Source organism: Streptomyces sp. NPDC025833, from assembly GCF_055558055.1.
In genome coordinates, this window is the sequence record NZ_JBVHNF010000005.1 from 115,605 (window position 1) to 132,853 (window position 17,249).

The window sequence follows — 17,249 nt, forward strand, 5'->3', positions numbered from 1 at the left end:
CGTGTGCGCGGCGCGGGGGAGGAACTCAAGTGACCAGCAGATCCTGGACCTTCAGAGCTGCCGCCATCGGTGTCACGCTCACGGCGGCCTCGGCCACGTTCGCGACCTTCGCCGTCGCGGAGGCCGGCACCCAGGCGCCGCCCGCGGCCGCGAACCGGCACGACCCGGCTCCGGTGAAGCAGCAGAAGCACGACCTCGACGGGCCGCTGAGCAAGACTCAGGACGCCCAGCGCGAGGAGGCCCTCAAGCAGCTCATAGCGGGCAAGGCCAAGGCCGAGGACCGCAACGGCTCCAAGGTCGTCAAGCTCAAGAGCCGCAAGGGCCAGAGCAAGTACGTCGAGCTGAGCCGCGAGAAGACCGACAAGATCTTCACGATCCTGGTGGAGTTCGGCGACCAGACGGACCCCAAGTACGGCGGTACCCCGGGCCCGCTGCACAACAAGATCGCCGCGCCGGACCGCAAGAAGGACAACTCCACGGCCTGGCAGAAGGACTACAACAAGAAGCACTACCAGGACCTCTACTTCGGCACCGGCAAGAAGACCGAGTCGCTGAAGAAGTACTACGAGAAGCAGTCCTCGGGCCGCTACTCGGTCGCCGGCGAGGTCACGGACTGGGTCAAGGTCCCGTACAACGAGGCGCGTTACGGCAACAACGCCTGCGGCCAGACCAACTGCGCCAGCGTCTGGAACGTCGTCAGCGACGGTCTGAAGGCCTGGGTCGCCCAGCAGAAGGCGGCCGGCCGCACCGACGCCGACATCAAGAAGGACCTCGCCAAGTACGACCAGTGGGACCGGTACGACTACGACGGCGACGGCAACTTCAACGAGCCGGACGGCTACGTCGACCACTTCCAGATCGTGCACGCCGGTGAGGACGAGTCCGCCGGCGGCGGCGTCCAGGGCACGGACGCGATCTGGGCCCACCGCTGGTACGCCTTCGGCACCGACGCCGGCGCCACCGGCCCGTCGAACAACAAGCTCGGCGGCGCCCAGGTCGGCGACACCGGCATCTGGGTCGGCGACTACACCGTCCAGCCGGAGAACGGCGGCCTCGGCGTCTTCGCCCACGAGTACGGCCACGACCTCGGTCTGCCGGACGAGTACGACACCGCCGGCGGCGACAACTCCACCGGTTTCTGGACCCTGATGTCGTCCGGCTCCTGGCTCGGCACGGGCAAGGAGTCCATCGGCGACCTGCCCGGCGACATGAACGCCTGGGACAAGCTCCAGCTCGGCTGGCTGAACTACGACACCGCCAAGGCCGGCACGCAGTCCAGCCACAAGCTGGGCGTGGCCGAGTACAACACGTGGGACAAGCAGGCCCTCGTGGTCAACCTGCCCCAGAAGGCCGTCACCACCACGATCACCCAGCCCGCCGAGGGCTCGTACCAATGGTGGAGCGGCAGCGGCAACGACCTGAAGAACACGCTGACCCGGTCCGTCGATCTCACCGGCAAGTCGTCGGCGAAGCTGGACCTGGACGGCTGGTGGGCCACCGAGGACGGCTACGACTACGTCTACACCGAGGCGTCGACCGACGGCGGCGCCAACTGGACCACCCTGGACGGCACGGCCGACGGCCAGCCCCTCCCGCGTGACGCCAGCGGCAAGTCGGCGCTGAGCGGCTTCTCGCAGACGTACAAGAAGCTCGAGTTCCCGCTCGACGCCTACGCGGGCAAGAAGATCGACCTGCGCTTCCGCTACGCCACCGACGGCGGTGTCGCGGAGAACGGCTTCACCGCCGACCGGATCACCGTGACCGCCGACGGCGGCACGGTCTTCGCGGACAACGCCGAGACCCCGGACGCCGCGTGGACCGCGAACGGCTTCTCCCGCATCGGCGCGTCCTTCACCAAGGACTACGCGCAGTACTACCTCGCCGAGAACCGCCAGTACGTCTCGTACGACAAGACCCTGAAGACCGGCCCGTACAACTTCGGCTTCGCGTCGCGCCCCGACTGGGTGGAGCACTACCCGTACCAGAACGGCCTGCTGATCTGGAAGTGGGACACCTCCCAGGCGGACAACAACACCAACGCGAACCCCGGCGGTCACCCGGGCACCGGTCTGATCCTCCCGGTCGACTCGCACTACAAGGCGCTGAAGTGGACCGACGGCACGCTGCTGCGCAACCGCATGCAGGCCTACGACTCCCCGTTCAGCCTCTACGGCACGGACGGCATCACCCTGCACAAGGCCGACGTCGCGCTGAAGGTCAAGGCGTCCAAGGGCGTCCCGGTCTTCAACGACCACACCAGCACCTACTGGGACCCGTCGAACCCGACGGGCGGCGTGAAGGTCACTGACACCAACACCAAGATCACGATCGTCAAGGAGGCCAAGAACGGCTCCACGATCCAGCTCAAGGTCGGTCCCGCGGTGAAGTAGTCCGCGAAACCGCAGGTCAGATGTGTATCGGCGGCAACCCCTTGGCGGGTTGCCGCCGATCGTGTTTAGGTGCGTCTTGTGAACCGCTTATTGACACCGACCGGAACGGGGACGTGAGCGCATGGCCGCAGGAGGCTTCTGCAAGCTGCCGAACGGCACGGTGGTGGTGGCGCTGAACCTGCCGTACGGAGCCGCCGCGGTGCGGGTCCTGGTGCACGCCCGGAACCGGGCCCAGGCCCTGACCAGGCTGCGCAACCTCGGCCTGCGGGCGATCTACCTGCGGGGGAACTCGGCGCCCCCGACCCCGGACGAGATCACGGCGGTGCTGCACCACCCGGACGGCCTCATATGGCGCACGGCCCCGGCCGGCGGTGTCGTCGTCGGCGAACTGTGGCACCCGATCCGCGCCCTGCTCAGGCGCTCACCGGCGGTCCCGCGGGCCTGACCCCGGGCCGCGCGGCCCGTCAGCCGCCCACGACCGGCTTGCCCGTCAGCTCCACTCCGGCCCCGCGCAGCTCCTCCAGGGCGCGCTCGGTGGTCCCCGGGGCGACGCCGGCCGTCAGGTCCAGCAGCACCTGGGTCCGGAAGCCCTCCCGCGCGGCGTCCAGCGCGGTGGCCCGCACGCAGTGGTCGGTGGCGATCCCGACGACGTCCACCTCGTCGATCTCCCGCGCGCGCAGCCAGTCGGCCAGCGGCACCCCGTTCTCGTCGGTGCCCTCGAAGCCGCTGTAGGCCGCCGAGTACGCGCCCTTGTCGAACACCGCGTCGACCGCGCCGGAGGCGACGGCGGGGGCGAAGTTCGGGTGGAAGCCGACCCCCTCCGTGCCCGCGACGCAGTGCGCGGGCCAGGAGCGGACGTAGTCGGGGTCGTCGGCGAAGTGGCCGCCGGGGGCGATGTGGTGGTCACGCGTGGCCACCACGTGCCGGTATCCGGTGCCCGCCGCCTGCCCGATCAGCTCGGTGACGGCGGCGGCCACGTCGGCCCCGCCGGCCACCGCGAGGCTGCCCCCCTCGCAGAAGTCGTTCTGCACGTCTACGACGATCAAGGCGCGGCGCATGGTGGGTGTCCTTCGGCTGAGGTTCAGGCTACCGGGCCCAGAGACTTCCGGGCCCGTGCGGGAGGGGCGGACGGTGGTCCCGTTCTGGCTACCCGGGCGCTACCGGACGTACTCCGTCGGGAGGACGGGTTCCCCCCGCGAGAGCTGGGTGGCGGACAGGGGCAGCCGGGCCCGGGCGGCGATGTGCCGGTCCCGGGGCACGTCCAGCGGCTCGCGGGCGACCACCTCGCCCCCCTCGACCAGCCGCACCAGCAGTTCCCGGCCGGCCAGCTCGGCCGGGACCGGGCCGGTGCCGACGACCTCGGCCTCCGCGATCCCGTCCGCGTCCACCCGGCGCGCGGCCCACTTGCGCCCGCCGACGGACGTCTTGCCGCCGCTGGACTTCTTCGCCACGGGGACCAGCGGCGCGTCGGGGCCGGCCGTCTCGGCGCGGGCGACCAGCTTGTAGACCATGGAGGCCGTAGGGTGCCCGGAGCCGGTCACGAGCTGGGTGCCGACGCCGTACGCGTCCACGGGCGCCGCGGCGAGGGAGGCGATGGCGTACTCGTCCAGGTCCGAGGTCACGACGATCTTCGTCCGGACGGCGCCCAGCTCGTCGAGCTGCTGGCGCACCCGGTGGGCCACCAGCAGCAGGTCGCCGGAGTCGATGCGCACCGCGCCCAGCTCGGGGCCGGCCACCTCGACCGCCGTGCGCACGGCCTCGGCGACGTCGTAGGTGTCCACCAGCAGGGTGGTGCCCCGGCCCAGCGTGTCCACCTGGGCCCGGAAGGCGTCCCGCTCCCGGTCGTGCAGCAGGGTGAAGGCGTGCGCCGAGGTGCCGACGGTCGGGATGCCGTAGCGGAAGCCGGCGGCCAGGTCGGAGGTGGTCGTGAAGCCGCCGACGTACGCGGCGCGGGCGGCGGCCACGGCGGCCAGCTCGTGGGTGCGCCGGGCGCCCATCTCGATCAGCGGGCGCTCCCCGGCCGCGGAGGCCATCCGGGAGGCGGCGGCGGCGATCGCGGAGTCGTGGTTGAGGATGGAGAGGATCACCGTCTCCAGCAGCACGCACTCGGCGAAGGTGCCCTCGACCCGCATGACCGGCGAGCCCGGGAAGTACACCTCGCCCTCGGGGTAACCCCATATGTCGCCGCCGAACCGGTAGCCGGCCAGCCACTCCAGGGTCCGCTCGTCCACGATCCCGCGGTCGCGCAGGAAGCCGAGGACGGCCGGGTCGAAGCGGAAGTTCTCCACCGCGTCCAGGACACGCCCGGTGCCGGCGACCACGCCGTAGCGGCGCCCGTCCGGCAGCCGCCGGGTGAAGACCTCGAACACGCTCCGCCGCTCGGCCGTGCCCGCCGCCAGGGCGGCCCGCAGCATCGTCAGTTCGTACTGGTCCGTGAAGAGCGCCGTCGACGGAACATCCACCGGCAGCCCAAGGTCCGCTGTGTTCATGGCGTCGCATCGTACTCCCTTTTCGTCGGTGTGACGATTTAGGAGGGCCGTGGCAGCATGGTCACTGTGACGTCACCCGCGCCCGTAGAGATCGAACGCACCGAGTCGGCGGAGGAGGTCTTCGCCGTACCCGAGCCCGACGTCCCCTGGGTCACGATCGTCCACAACGACCCGGTCAACCTGATGAGCTACGTGACCTACGTCTTCCAGAGCTATTTCGGCTACTCGAAGGACAAGGCCACAAGGCTCATGCTCGACGTCCACCACAAGGGCCGGGCGGTCGTCTCCAGCGGCAGCCGCGAGGAGATGGAGCGCGACGTGCAGGCGATGCACGGATACGGTCTGTGGGCCACCCTCCAGCAGGACCGGAAGTAGCGACCGACTCACATGCCCGGACACTTCGAACCGCTCCCCGGCGGCGGCGCGGCCGTCGCGCTCGACGACGTCGAGATCTCCATCATCCGGTCGCTGGCCGTCCAGCTCCTGGAACTGATCGGCCCCGGCCCCGGCGGTGACGCCCCCGAGGACCCGCTCGCCGAGCTGTTCACCGAGGGCCCCAGCGAGCCCCCGGCCGACCCGGTCCTCAGGAGGCTCTTCCCGGACGCCTACGGCGACCCGGAGCGGGACCCCGGCTCGCCGGCCGAGGCCGAGGAGCGGCGGGCGCACTCCGCCGAGTTCCGCCGCTACACCGAGAACGACCTGCGCGCCGGCAAGCGGGACAACGCCCTCGGCGTGATCCGCAGCCTGGACGCGCTCGCCCCGGTCGACGAGGGCGGCGCGGTGCTGAAGCTGTCGCCGGCGGAGTCCCGGCAGTGGCTCGGCGCCCTCAACGACCTCCGGCTGGCGATCGGCGCCCGGCTGGAGATCACCGACGAGGACGACACCGATCTGCTCTACCGCCTCCCGGACGAGGACCCGCGCAAGCCGATGGTCCTGGCCTACCTGTGGCTGGGCGGGCTCCAGGAGACCCTGGTGACGACCCTTCTGCCGTGATCGCCGGATTCACCCCGGGATGGGTGTCCGCTCAGGGGACGCTCAAATCCGGATAACGATCCCGTCACCTTAGTGGCCGAGTTTGACGTGCTTGGTCGTTCTTTGTCCGCTTTTCCTTGTGTGGTGAGTCACAACTCGCCTCTGTGATCAGTGTTGCGGCCGTGATAAATCTTCACGACCGCCCGGCCGACACCACCCATGTCCGGCCGGGTGCGCCACCGAGCCGACGACCGTCGGCCAGGCAACAGCTCCAGCAATCCGGGGGGATCGAGATCCGGTCCGAGGCCGACGAAAGGCCCGGTTCGGTATGGAGAAAGGCGCACCACACATGACCTCAGCGCAGGTCGACCAGCATCGCGACGGCAACGAGGCCGTGCGCGGCGAGGGCGGCGAGGGTTACCAGCGCGGGCTCGGAGCCCGCCAGATCCAGATGATCGCCATCGGCGGAGCCATCGGCACCGGCCTGTTCCTCGGCGCGGGCAAGGGCATCTCCAAGGCGGGCCCCAGCCTGATCCTGGCGTACGCCATAGCGGGCCTGGTCATCTTCTTCATCATGCGGGCGCTCGGCGAGCTGCTGATGTACCGCCCGGTGTCGGGCTCGTTCTCCGAGTACGCGCGCGAGTTCATCGGCCCGTTCGCCGGCTTCGTGACCGGCTGGACGTACTGGCTGTTCTGGGTGGTCACCGGCATCACCGAGGTCACCGCGGCGGCCGCCTACATGACGTACTGGTTCGACGTCCCGCAGTGGGTGTCGGCCCTGATCTTCACCGTCGTCCTCTACGGCGCCAACCTGATCTCCGTGAAGCTCTTCGGCGAACTGGAGTTCTGGTTCTCCATGGTCAAGGTCACCGCCATCATCGGCATGATCCTGATCTGCGTCGGCATCCTCACCGTCGGCTTCTCCGACGCCGGCGACACCGCCTCCGTGAGCCACCTGTGGAGCGACGGCGGCTTCTTCCCGAACGGCGTCGGCAACACGCTGATGACCCTCCAGATGGTGATGTTCGCCTTCCTCGCCGTCGAGCTGGTCGGCGTGACCGCGGGCGAGTCCAAGGACCCCGAGAAGGTCCTGCCGAAGGCCATCAACACCGTGCCGTGGCGCATCGCCGTCTTCTACATCGGCGCGCTGATCATGATCCTGTCGGTCGTGCCGTGGACGAACTTCCACGCCGGCGCGAGCCCCTTCGTGGTCGCCTTCGAGAAGATGGGCCTGCCCGCGGGCGCCGGCATCGTCAACTTCGTCGTCCTCACCGCCGCGCTGTCCTCCTGCAACTCCGGCATGTACTCCACCGGCCGCATGCTGCGCGACCTGGCGCTCAACAGCCAGGGCCCGCAGTTCTTCACCAAGCTGACGCGCAGCGGCACCCCGCTGGTCGGCACGACGTTCTCCGCCGCCCTGATGCTGGTCGGCGTCTGGATCAACTACCAGTGGCCGGGCAAGGCGTTCGACTACGTCGTGTCGTTCGCGACCATCTCCGGCATGTGGGCCTGGATCGTCATCCTGATCTGCCAGATCCGCTACCGCGCCAAGGCCGACCGCGGCGAACTGCCCCGCTCGGAGTTCCGCGCCCCCGGCGCGCCCTGGACGAGCTGGTTCGCGCTCGCCTTCATCGGCATGGTCGTCGTGCTGATGGGCATCGACAAGGACGCCCGCGTCTCGCTGTACTGCGCCCCGCTGTGGGGTCTGCTCCTCGCCGGTGCCTACCTGGTGCTCAAGCGCCGCAACCCGGAGGCCGCCGCCTTCCGCAAGCGCTGACGCGACGGCCGTGCGGGCACGGCGGCCGTACCGCCCCGGCAGAACACCCTCCCCGGGACGTCCGGCCGGCCGGGAGCACTCGTGGCGCCCCCGGCCGGCCGCCGCTCAGGACGTCCCACCATGCGGGCCGTCCCGTACCACCCCTCGGTACGGGACGGCCCGCCCGCTTATCCTGGCCACCATGCTGACCATCACCCAGGAACTCGTCGACCAGGTCGTGGCCCACGCGCGCAAGGACCACCCCGACGAGGCGTGCGGCGTCATCGCGGGCCCGGCCGGCTCCGACCGCCCCGAGCGCTTCGTTCCGATGCCGAACGCGGCCATGTCCCCCACGTTCTACGAGTTCGACTCCGGCGACCTGCTGAGGCTGTACCGCGAGATGGACGACCGCGACGAGGAGCCGGTGGTCGTCTACCACTCCCACACCGCGACCGAGGCCTACCCGTCCCGCACGGACATCTCCTACGCGAACGAGCCCGGCGCCCACTACGTCCTGGTCTCCACCGCGGACACCGACGGCCTCGGCGAGTTCCAGTTCCGCTCCTTCCGCATCCAGGAGGGCGTGGTCACGGAGGAGGAGGTACGGATCGTGGCGGCCTACTGAGCCGCCCGTCCCGGGCCGGCCGGCGCGCCGTGCGACCAAGCGTCTCGACGACCGGACCGATTCCGTCCGTCATGTGGGATCACACTCCGGGAGGCGGACCGGGAATCGATACGATGAGCCCATGGTTCTGAACGACGTGAGCGAGAAGGCGCCGGGCACGCTGCTCGTGGCGCGGCTGCACGTCGACCTGTGCAGGCTGAGCAGCGCCATCTGTTGACGTTCCCCCGCCGTACGGCCACGGGCCGCGGCGCTCCCCCCAGTGCCCGATGCCCGGGGGACCACCCAGGCACGCACACCGAATCGACGAACCCTTCCGACAGGAGCCCGCCACCATGGCCATCGAGGTCCGCATCCCGACCATCCTCCGCACGTACACCGACGGCCAGAAGGCGGTGGAGGGCAGCGGGAACACCCTCGCCGAGCTGTTCGCCGACCTCGAGACCCGGCATTCGGGCATCCAGGCCCGCATCGTGGACGGCGACCAGCTGCGCCGCTTCGTCAACGTGTACCTCAACGACGAGGACGTCCGCTTCCTGGACGGCATCAACACCAAGCTGTCCGACGGCGACAGCGTGACGATCCTGCCGGCCGTGGCCGGCGGCATGCGCTGATCGGCCGCCGACCAGCCATGCGCTACGACTCCCCGCTGGCCGCGGTGGGCAACACCCCCCTGGTGCTCCTGCCGCGGCTCTCGCCGGCGCCGGACGTCCGCGTCTGGGCCAAGCTGGAGGACCGCAACCCCACCGGGTCGGTCAAGGACCGCCCCGCCCTGCACATGATCGAGCAGGCGGAGAAGGACGGCCGGCTCACCCCGGGCTGCACGATCCTGGAACCCACCTCCGGCAACACCGGCATCTCCCTCGCCATGGCGGCCAAGCTCAAGGGCTACCGGATGGTGTGTGTGATGCCGGAGAACACCTCCCAGGAGCGCCGGGACCTGCTCGGCATGTGGGGTGCCGAGATCATCTCCTCGCCGGCCGCGGGCGGTTCCAACACCGCCGTGCGCGTGGCCAAGGAACTCGCCGCCGAGCACCCCGACTGGGTGATGCTCTACCAGTACGGCAACCCGGACAACGCGGGCGCCCACTACGCGACCACCGGTCCGGAGATCCTCGCCGACCTGCCCTCGATCACCCACTTCGTGGCGGGACTCGGCACAACCGGCACCCTCATGGGCGTCGGCCGCTACCTGCGCGAGCACCGGCCCGGCATCCGGATCGTCGCCGCCGAACCGCGCTACGACGACCTGGTCTACGGGCTCAGGAACCTCGACGAGGGCTTCGTGCCCGAGCTGTACGACGCCTCCGTGCTGACCACCCGCTTCTCGGTCGGCTCGGCCGACGCGGTCACCCGCACCCGCGAACTCCTCCAGCAGGAGGGCATCTTCGCGGGCGTCTCCACCGGCGCCGCCCTGCACGCGGCGATCGGCGTCGGCCGGAAGGCGGCCAAGGCCGGCGAGAGCGCCGACATCGTCTTCGTCGTGGCCGACGGCGGCTGGAAGTACCTCTCCACCGGCGTCTACACGGCCGCCACGACGGAGGAGGCCATCGAGACGCTGCGGGGCCAGCTCTGGGCCTGAGCCCCGGCGGCCGGTCCGGGCCCCGGCGCCCGGCCCGGCCCGCTCCGCGGGGACGGCCCGGCCGCCTGCCGTGAGGGATCCGTCCGCGGCCGCGGCACGTCACATCTGCATCAGGCTGCCGGGCGGGCCCGGCAGCGGCCGGCAGAAAGGCGGACCCCATGCGCCGTACGACGCCCCTCGCCCTGACGGCGGCAGCGCTGCTCCTCGCGGGCTGCGGCTCCGAGGAGACCACCCCGAGCGGCGGCGCACCCCCGGCACCGCCGTCCCCCACCCGGTCCGGCGCCGGCTGCGTCTCCCACGTGGAGCTGACGGCCGCCGACCACGACCGCACCGTGTGCGTGAGCGAGGGCGGCGAGGTCCGGCTCACCCTCGACGGCACGAAGGCCCGCCCCTGGAAGCCGGTCGCCCTGAGCGGCACGGGGCTGACGGCGGTCAACGCGGGCTTCGTCCTCGAACCGGGTGACGCCACGGCCGCCTACCGGGCCGCGGCCCCGGGGACGGCGCGGCTCGCGTCCTCCCGCCCGCCGTGTGCCGAGCCCACCGCGCCGGACCGGACCGCCTGCGCGGGCGCCGGGAAGTGGACGGTCACCGTCCGCGTGGGCTGATCCGGACGGGACCCCCTGGCGGCTCCGAACGGGGCCCCTCAGCGGGCCAGGTGGCGCACCTGGTCCCAGAGGACCGGGTCGACCACGCCCACCCGGCGCCGGAACCCGTCCACCGGCACCTCGCGCAGCTCGTCGGTCTCCAGGAAGCTGGGCCGCCCCTGGGCGTCGCCGACGGCGCCGGGCGGCAGCGGGATCACCCCGCTGCGCTCGTCGTGGTACTTGCTGGTGATCTTCGCGACCGTGGCCCGGTCACCGCGCACCGCGATCACCAGACAGGGCCGGTCCTTGACCCCGGCCCGGTCCTCGTAGGGGACGTTCGCCCACCAGATGTCCCCGGGCGACGGCCGCTGCGCCCGGGTCCGGCGCGGGCCCGGCCGGCCCGGGGGCCGCGAGCGCCGTCCCGCGGGCCGGCGGCCGCGGCCCCAGCCGTCGACCAGCGTGGCGACCAGCGCGAGCAGCACCACCGCGGCGAGCGCCAGCCACCATGACGTGTCCATACGACGACGTTACCGGCGCGCGCGGTACATCGCGCGCCCTCTTCCGAACCTCGTGCGCCCCCGGTCCAGCCGAACCGGTGACAGCACAGGTGAGTTCGCCCACAACGGCCCCTGGCGGAGGAGCGACCCGCGCCTTCGCGCCTTAGGCTCGACGGACCGCACGACCCCCGACAGCCCTCTTCCCGAGTGGCCCCCGTTCCCGCCCACCGATTCCCCGCCAACGGAGGTTTCTGCTTCATGAAGCTCACCGTCGTCGGCTGCTCGGGGTCGTTCCCGTCCGCGGAATCGGCCTGTTCGAGCTACCTCGTCGAGGCCGACGGCTTCCGGCTGCTTCTCGACATGGGCAACGGCGCCCTGGGCGAGCTGCAGCGCCACTGCGGTCTCTACGACCTCGACGCGATCTTCCTCAGCCACCTGCACGCCGATCACTGCATCGACATGTGCGCGTACTTCGTGGCGCGCTACTACCGCTACGAGGGCGGCCGGTGCGCACCCCTGCCGGTGTACGGCCCCGAAGGCACCGAGCACCGCCTGACCACGGCCTACGCCGACACCCCCTCCGCCTCCTCGATGAGCGAGGTCTTCGACTTCCACACGGTCAAGCCGTCCACGTTCGAGATCGGCCCGTTCACCGTGCACACCGAGCGAGTGCGCCACCCCGTGGAGGCGTACGGCATCCGCATCGAGCACGGCGGGAAGTCCCTGACGTACTCCGGCGACACGGGTGTCACCGCGGCGCTGGACGAGCTGGCCCGGGACGCCGACCTGTTCCTGTGCGAGGCCGCGTTCACGCACGGCAAGGAGAGCATCCCCGACCTGCACCTCAACGGCCGGGAGGCGGGGGAGACGGCGGTCCGGGCGGGTGCCCGCCGCCTGCTCCTCACCCATATCCCGCCGTGGACGGACCCCGAGGTGAACCTGCGGGACGCCCGCGAGGTGTTCCCCGGCCCGGTGGAGCTGGCCGTGCCGCGGCGGACGTACGAACTCTGACACCCGGCACGCGAGAAGGCCCCGGAACCAGACGGTTCCGGGGCCTTCGTCGGCCTGCGGCGGGACTACTTGCCCTCGGCCTTCTGCAGTTCGGCGATCTCCTCGTCGGACTCGCGGCCCGGCGTGGGCAGGTTGAACTTGGTGATCGCGAAGCGGAAGACCACGTAGTAGACCACCGCGAAGCACAGGCCGACCAGGACCAGGCCCCACGGGTTGCTGGCGATGCCCAGGTTCAGGCCGAAGTCGACGGCGCCCGCCGAGAAGCCGAAGCCGTCCTTCATGCCCAGCGCCCAGGTCAGGGCCATGGAGACACCGGTGAGGACCGCGTGGATGGCGTAGAGCACCGGCGCGATGAACATGAAGGTGAACTCGATGGGCTCGGTGACACCGGTGACGAAGGACGTCAGGGCGAGCGAGAACATCATGCCGCCGACGACCTTGCGGCGCTCGGGGCGGGCGCAGTGGACGATGGCCAGGCAGGCGGCCGGCAGCGCGAACATCATGATCGGGAAGAAGCCGGTCATGAACTGGCCGGCGTGCGGGTCGCCGGCCAGGAAGCGCGCGATGTCACCGCTCTTGCCCTGGTACTCGCCCGCCTGGAACCACGGGAACGAGTTGAGCAGGTGGTGCATGCCGATCGGGATCAGCGCGCGGTTGGCGACACCGAAGATGCCCGCGCCCACGGCGCCCGACTTCACCAGCCACTCGCCGAAGTTGTGCAGGCCCGTGCCGAGGACCGGCCAGATGTAGCCGAAGACGACGCCGATCAGGAGGCCGGCGAAGGCCGACAGGATCGGGACGAGGCGCCGGCCGCCGAAGAAGCCGGCCCAGTCGGGCAGCTTGGTGCGGTAGAAGCGCTGGTACAGCAGGGCCACGACGAGGCCCATCACCACACCGCCGAGGACCTTCGCGTCCACCGGGGCGTCCGCCATGACGACCTTGCCGTCGACGACGGTCGCCACCTTCGGCAGGTTCTTGTCGGTGAACGTGCCGAGGACGTTCTTGAAGACGAGGTAGCCGGTGACCGCGGCGAGGGCCGTCGAGCCGTCCGACTTCTTGGCGAAGCCGATCGCGATGCCCACGGCGAACAGCAGCGCCATGTTGTCGAGGATCGCGTTGCCGCCGGCGGCCATGAAGGACGCGATCTTGGTCAGGAACGCCGGGAAGGAGGGGTCGCCCAGCATGTCGTTGTTGCCGAGGCGAACCAGGAGGGCGGCGGCCGGCAGCACGGCGACCGGCAGCATGAGGCTGCGGCCGATACGCTGGAGCACGGACATCACCCCGGCGCCCTTCTTCTTCTCGGCCGCGGGTGCGGCGCTGGCCGTGGTCACAACTTCCTCCATCGGGCATGGCGCCGCCCGGGAACCAAGGAAGGGGACGGCAGCGTCTCTGGTCTACACCACTTGGTGGTGTAGACCTGTTGTAGCACGATGAAGGCGGCGTAAGGAACCCGCGGATTCGCTACCGCGGCGCTACGCGCTGTGCGCCTTCAGGCCCCGGTCAGGCCCTGGTCACGTCCTCGGCCTCGTCCGCGGGCTCCCGCCCCGGCGTCCTCAGGTCGAACCGCGTGATGGCGACGCGGAAGACGGCGTAGTAGACCGCCGCGAAGCACAGGCCGAGCGGGACGACCGCCCACGGCCGCGTCGCCAGGTTCCAGTTGATGACGTAGTCGATCAGGCCCGCGGAGAAGCTGAAGCCGTCGTGCACCCCGAGCGCCCAGGTCACCGCCATCGACACCCCGGTGAGGACGGCGTGCACGGCGTACAGCGCGGGCGCGACGAACAGGAACGAGTACTCCAGCGGCTCGGTGATGCCCGTCACGAACGAGGTCAGCGCGAGCGACAGCATCAGGCCGCCGACCTCCTTGCGCCGCTCCGGCCGGGCGCAGTGGGTCATGGCCAGCGCGGCGGCCGGCAGCGCGAACATCATGATCGGGAAGAAGCCCGAGGTGAACTGGCCGGCGGCCGGATCGCCCTGGAGGAACATGTTGATGTCGCCGTGCACCACCGTGCCGTCGGGCTTGGTGTAGGTGCCGAACTGGAACCAGACGGGCACGTTCAGGAACTGGTGCAGGCCCACCACCAGCAGCGCCCGGTTCGCGACCCCGAAGGCGCCCGCGCCCCAGGCGCCCGCGTCCCGCAGCCACCGGCCGAAGCCCTCCAGGGCGCCGCCGACCGGCGGCCAGACCCACAGGCACAGCACCGCGAACACGATCGCGACGAACGACATGACGATCGGCACCAGCCGCCGCCCGTTGAAGAAGCCCAGCCAGTCCACCAGCCGGGTGCGGTGGAACCGGACCCAGAAGAGGGCCGTCAGCAGCCCCAGCACGATGCCGCCGAAGACCCCCGGGTTCTGGAAGGCGAAGGGCGTCACCGTGTCCGGGCCCGTGTCGACGACGACCCGGCAGCCGACGTCCGGGACCGCCGTCGCGCCGCCCGGGCACCGCTCGGGGAACCGGTGCAGGACGCCGTGGTAGACGAGGAAGCCGGCCACCGCGGCGAGCGCGGTCGAGCCGTCCGCCCTGCGGGCCATGCCGATCGCGACGCCCACGCAGAACAGCAGGGGCAGGCCGAAGGAGCCGTCGAGCAGCGCGCCGCCCGCGCCCGTCATCACCTTCGAGACGCCGGTCCAGCCCAGGCCGTCGGCCCCGAAGACGTCGGGCTGGCCGAGCCGGTTGAGGATGCCCGCGGCCGGCAGCACCGCGATCGGCAGCTGTAGGCTGCGGCCCATCTTCTGGAGGCCCTGGAACAGGTGGTTCCACCGGACCCGGACCGGACCGGCCGCGCTTCCGGCGCTCATGGGCGTCCTTTCCGGCCGCCCCGCCGGGACGCGGTTTGGCGACCTTCCCCACGGTGGTGTAGACCAGTCGGCGGACGGTTCCGCTGTCGTGGTCGCCATCATTCGGCACGGACGGCAAGACCGCTCGCGAAGATGGGCCAACTGTGGGTTACTGCGACAAAGCGGTTCGGAGCAGGGAGAAGGAACATGGCCAGCAAGGCTGAGAAGATCGTCGCCGGGCTCGGTGGCATCGACAACATCGAGGAGATCGAGGGCTGCATCACCCGGCTGCGCACCGAGGTGTCCAACCCCGACCTCATCGACGAGACCGCTCTGAAGGCCGCCGGCGCCCACGGCGTCGTCCGGATGGGCACCGCCGTCCAGGTCGTCATCGGCACCGACGCCGACCCGATCGCCGCGGAGATCGAAGACATGATGTGAGCCCACGGGCACACCCCGGAAGGGGCTCCTCCCGGCAGGGAGGAGCCCCTTCCGCATCTGCGGCTAGGCTCCATGCCATGTCTCGCATCGACGGCCGTACGCCCGAACAGCTCCGCCCGGTCACCATCGAACGCGGATGGAGCAAGCACGCCGAGGGCTCCGTCCTCATCGCCTTCGGCGACACCAGGGTCCTCTGCACCGCCTCCGTCACCGAAGGAGTCCCGCGCTGGCGCAAGGGCAGTGGCGAGGGCTGGGTCACCGCGGAGTACGCCATGCTGCCCCGCGCCACCAACACCCGCGGCGACCGCGAGTCCGTCAAGGGCAGGATCGGCGGCCGCACCCACGAGATCTCCCGGCTCATCGGCCGCTCCCTGCGCGCCGTCATCGACTACAAGGCGCTCGGCGAGAACACCGTCGTCCTCGACTGCGACGTCCTCCAGGCCGACGGCGGCACCCGCACGGCCGCGATCACCGGCGCCTACGTCGCCCTCGCCGACGCCGTCGCCTGGGCCCAGGGCAAGAAGCTGATCAAGGCCGGCCGGCAGCCCCTCACCGGCACCGTGAGCGCCGTCTCCGTCGGCATCGTCGGCGGCGTCCCGCTGCTCGACCTCTGCTACGAGGAGGACGTGCGCGCCGACACCGACATGAACGTCGTCTGCACCGGCGACGGCCGCTTCGTCGAGGTCCAGGGCACCGCCGAGGCCGAGCCGTTCGCCCGCGACGAGCTGAACTCCCTGCTCGACCTCGCCGTCGCCGGCTGCACCGACCTGGCCGCCGCCCAGCAGGCGGCACTGGCGGCCACCCGCGCGTAAAGAAACCCCCAAGGCCCGGGCAACCGGCCGGGCCCCCCGGACGTCCCTCTGGATACGGGCGCACGGCCCATCCGCGTGCGCCCGGCCAGTCGTCCCAGGGGAGGGGAACCCACGATGTCCGCCAGCCGCCGCGCACACCGGGGCCGGGTCACCGCCATCGCCACCACCGTGGCCGCCGTCGTACTCACCGCCGGCCTGACCACCGGCTGCGACGCCGTGGACAAGGCGCTGGACTGTGTGCAGACCGCCGACACCATCGCCGACAGCGTCACCGAACTCCAGCAGGCCGTCGAGAACGCCGCCGACGACCCCTCCCAGGCGGACGCCTCGCTCGACTCCATAGAGAAGAACCTGCGCGGGATGGGCGACGACACGGACGACACCGACCTCGGCAAGGCCGTCGACCACCTCGAGGAAGCCGTCGGCAACGTCCGCACGGCCATCAAGAACGGCGACGCGACGCCCGACGTCAGCCCCGTCACCGAAGCGGCGGGCGAACTGACGAAGGTGTGCACGAAGTAGCACCCGCAGGCACCGGCCGGCCACGGACGACCCGGGGGCCGGCCCGGCGCTCAGTACCCGCCGTGGCGCCGCCGCTCGCGGTCCTCCCGCCGCGCCCGGTGCAGCTCGTGCCGCTCCGCGCGCAGCTCCAGCCGCTCCCGGCGGCGCTGCTCCTTCAGCCGCCGCCGCTCGGCACGCGGCAGCCTGCGCTCCACGCCGACCCCGCCCCAGAACGCGAAACCGCCGACGATCACCCGCGGCGCGCCCGGCTCGGGCGGCCCGTCGTCCCTCGGGTGCTCGAACCCGCCCATCACGCTGAAGCCGCGGACGATCACCTCGACCCCCGGCGGCACGGTCACCTGCACCCCGCCCATGACCGCCACGCAGTTGATCACGACCTCCCGGTCCGCGAAATCCGCCTCCCGCAGGTCGAGTTCACCGCCGCCCAGGAAGGCGAAGCAGGAGAACCGCCTCGGCACCGTCCAGCGGCCCTTGCGCTCGAACCCCGACAGGATCGCCACCGCGCCCGCCGAGGACCCCTCGCCCCCGGTGATCCGGCCCGCCCAGCTCCCGTCCGGCACCGGCTCCTTGACGAACGAGACCGGCGCGGCCGGGGCCGCCGGAAGATCGCGGGTCAGCGGCGCCAGCTCCCCGTACGTCCGCGCCCGGTAGGCCGCCTCCAGCCGCTCCCCGAACTCCTCCATGTCGAGCCGGCCCTCGGCCAGGGCGTCCCGCAGGACCTCGGCGACCCGCTCCCGGTCGGCGTCGGACGCCCGGAGGTCCGGGGCTGCGTCGTCGGTCATGGCAGCAG

At 71.2% G+C, this 17,249-nt stretch carries 20 protein-coding genes; 14 read left to right on the forward strand and 6 right to left on the reverse strand.

Annotated features, from left to right (window positions below):
• The first annotated feature begins 29 nt into the window (after nucleotides 1–29).
• Nucleotides 30–2,390, forward strand: coding sequence for an immune inhibitor A domain-containing protein (locus ACZ4K2_RS10000; RefSeq protein WP_467471432.1), 2,361 nt, complete (start codon nucleotides 30–32; stop codon nucleotides 2,388–2,390).
• Nucleotides 2,391–2,511: 121 nt separating this feature from the next.
• Nucleotides 2,512–2,835, forward strand: coding sequence for a hypothetical protein (locus tag ACZ4K2_RS10005; protein ID WP_467471433.1), 324 nt, complete (start codon nucleotides 2,512–2,514; stop codon nucleotides 2,833–2,835).
• Nucleotides 2,836–2,854: 19 nt separating this feature from the next.
• Here the strand turns inward: ACZ4K2_RS10005 and ACZ4K2_RS10010 are convergent, their stop codons facing one another.
• Together ACZ4K2_RS10010 and ACZ4K2_RS10015 are read right to left on the reverse strand one after the other, a co-directional pair.
• Entirely contained in the window at nucleotides 2,855–3,448 is a 594-nt protein-coding gene (locus ACZ4K2_RS10010) for an isochorismatase family protein (RefSeq protein ID WP_467471435.1), read from the reverse strand.
• A 99-nt stretch (nucleotides 3,449–3,547) separates the two neighbouring features.
• Nucleotides 3,548–4,879, reverse strand: a complete 1,332-nt coding sequence (locus ACZ4K2_RS10015) for a nicotinate phosphoribosyltransferase (protein WP_467471437.1) — start codon at nucleotides 4,877–4,879, stop codon at nucleotides 3,548–3,550.
• A 57-nt stretch (nucleotides 4,880–4,936) separates the two neighbouring features.
• Here ACZ4K2_RS10015 and clpS point away from each other — a divergent pair, with 57 nt between their 5' ends.
• The 8 genes from clpS to ACZ4K2_RS10055 all read left to right on the forward strand — a co-directional run bounded on the left by clpS (nucleotide 4,937) and on the right by ACZ4K2_RS10055 (nucleotide 10,416).
• Nucleotides 4,937–5,254, forward strand: coding sequence for an ATP-dependent Clp protease adapter ClpS (gene clpS, locus ACZ4K2_RS10020; RefSeq protein WP_467471439.1), 318 nt, complete (start codon nucleotides 4,937–4,939; stop codon nucleotides 5,252–5,254).
• 12 nt (nucleotides 5,255–5,266) lie between these two features.
• A complete protein-coding gene (locus ACZ4K2_RS10025; protein WP_467471441.1) occupies nucleotides 5,267–5,872 on the forward strand; it encodes a DUF2017 domain-containing protein in 606 nt (201 codons plus the stop codon).
• 328 nt (nucleotides 5,873–6,200) lie between these two features.
• On the forward strand, nucleotides 6,201–7,628 hold the full coding sequence (locus tag ACZ4K2_RS10030; protein ID WP_467471443.1) for an amino acid permease: 1,428 nt from the start codon (nucleotides 6,201–6,203) through the stop codon (nucleotides 7,626–7,628).
• Nucleotides 7,629–7,809: 181 nt separating this feature from the next.
• Nucleotides 7,810–8,232 (forward strand): M67 family metallopeptidase, encoded by a 423-nt coding sequence (locus ACZ4K2_RS10035; RefSeq protein ID WP_467471445.1) that lies wholly within the window; start codon nucleotides 7,810–7,812, stop codon nucleotides 8,230–8,232.
• 121 nt (nucleotides 8,233–8,353) lie between these two features.
• A complete protein-coding gene (locus ACZ4K2_RS10040; protein ID WP_467471448.1) occupies nucleotides 8,354–8,449 on the forward strand; it encodes a putative leader peptide in 96 nt (31 codons plus the stop codon).
• Nucleotides 8,450–8,564: 115 nt separating this feature from the next.
• On the forward strand, nucleotides 8,565–8,843 hold the full coding sequence (locus ACZ4K2_RS10045) for a MoaD/ThiS family protein (protein ID WP_467471450.1): 279 nt from the start codon (nucleotides 8,565–8,567) through the stop codon (nucleotides 8,841–8,843).
• A gap of 17 nt (nucleotides 8,844–8,860) precedes the next feature.
• A complete protein-coding gene (locus tag ACZ4K2_RS10050) occupies nucleotides 8,861–9,811 on the forward strand; it encodes a PLP-dependent cysteine synthase family protein (RefSeq protein ID WP_467471452.1) in 951 nt (316 codons plus the stop codon).
• A gap of 158 nt (nucleotides 9,812–9,969) precedes the next feature.
• The gene (locus tag ACZ4K2_RS10055; RefSeq protein WP_467471454.1) at nucleotides 9,970–10,416 is read left to right on the forward strand and encodes a hypothetical protein; all 447 of its coding nucleotides are present in this window, start codon (nucleotides 9,970–9,972) and stop codon (nucleotides 10,414–10,416) included.
• Nucleotides 10,417–10,454: 38 nt separating this feature from the next.
• On the opposite strand, the gene ACZ4K2_RS10060 is transcribed toward ACZ4K2_RS10055, so the two are convergent.
• Nucleotides 10,455–10,913 carry a type II toxin-antitoxin system PemK/MazF family toxin gene (locus ACZ4K2_RS10060; protein ID WP_467471457.1) on the reverse strand — a complete coding sequence of 153 codons (459 nt, stop codon included), beginning with the start codon at nucleotides 10,911–10,913 and terminating at the stop codon, nucleotides 10,455–10,457.
• Between the two features lie 237 nt (nucleotides 10,914–11,150).
• Here ACZ4K2_RS10060 and ACZ4K2_RS10065 point away from each other — a divergent pair, with 237 nt between their 5' ends.
• Complete coding sequence (locus ACZ4K2_RS10065; RefSeq protein WP_467471459.1) at nucleotides 11,151–11,903, forward strand: MBL fold metallo-hydrolase; 753 nt, start codon at nucleotides 11,151–11,153, stop codon at nucleotides 11,901–11,903.
• Between the two features lie 65 nt (nucleotides 11,904–11,968).
• On the opposite strand, the gene ACZ4K2_RS10070 is transcribed toward ACZ4K2_RS10065, so the two are convergent.
• Nucleotides 11,969–13,234 (reverse strand): PTS transporter subunit EIIC, encoded by a 1,266-nt coding sequence (locus ACZ4K2_RS10070; protein WP_467471461.1) that lies wholly within the window; start codon nucleotides 13,232–13,234, stop codon nucleotides 11,969–11,971.
• Between the two features lie 169 nt (nucleotides 13,235–13,403).
• The gene (locus ACZ4K2_RS10075) at nucleotides 13,404–14,705 is read right to left on the reverse strand and encodes a PTS transporter subunit EIIC (protein WP_467471463.1); all 1,302 of its coding nucleotides are present in this window, start codon (nucleotides 14,703–14,705) and stop codon (nucleotides 13,404–13,406) included.
• A 186-nt stretch (nucleotides 14,706–14,891) separates the two neighbouring features.
• Here ACZ4K2_RS10075 and ACZ4K2_RS10080 point away from each other — a divergent pair, with 186 nt between their 5' ends.
• The 3 genes from ACZ4K2_RS10080 (at nucleotide 14,892) to ACZ4K2_RS10090 (ending at nucleotide 16,459) form a co-directional block, all read left to right on the forward strand.
• Nucleotides 14,892–15,125 carry a PTS sugar transporter subunit IIB gene (locus tag ACZ4K2_RS10080; RefSeq protein WP_467471465.1) on the forward strand — a complete coding sequence of 78 codons (234 nt, stop codon included), beginning with the start codon at nucleotides 14,892–14,894 and terminating at the stop codon, nucleotides 15,123–15,125.
• 77 nt (nucleotides 15,126–15,202) lie between these two features.
• Nucleotides 15,203–15,937, forward strand: a complete 735-nt coding sequence (rph, locus tag ACZ4K2_RS10085; RefSeq protein ID WP_467471467.1) for a ribonuclease PH — start codon at nucleotides 15,203–15,205, stop codon at nucleotides 15,935–15,937.
• A gap of 114 nt (nucleotides 15,938–16,051) precedes the next feature.
• Nucleotides 16,052–16,459 carry a hypothetical protein gene (locus ACZ4K2_RS10090; protein ID WP_467471470.1) on the forward strand — a complete coding sequence of 136 codons (408 nt, stop codon included), beginning with the start codon at nucleotides 16,052–16,054 and terminating at the stop codon, nucleotides 16,457–16,459.
• A gap of 50 nt (nucleotides 16,460–16,509) precedes the next feature.
• On the opposite strand, the gene ACZ4K2_RS10095 is transcribed toward ACZ4K2_RS10090, so the two are convergent.
• The gene (locus tag ACZ4K2_RS10095; protein ID WP_467471472.1) at nucleotides 16,510–17,241 is read right to left on the reverse strand and encodes a DUF1707 SHOCT-like domain-containing protein; all 732 of its coding nucleotides are present in this window, start codon (nucleotides 17,239–17,241) and stop codon (nucleotides 16,510–16,512) included.
• Between the last annotated feature and the right edge of the window lie 8 nt (nucleotides 17,242–17,249).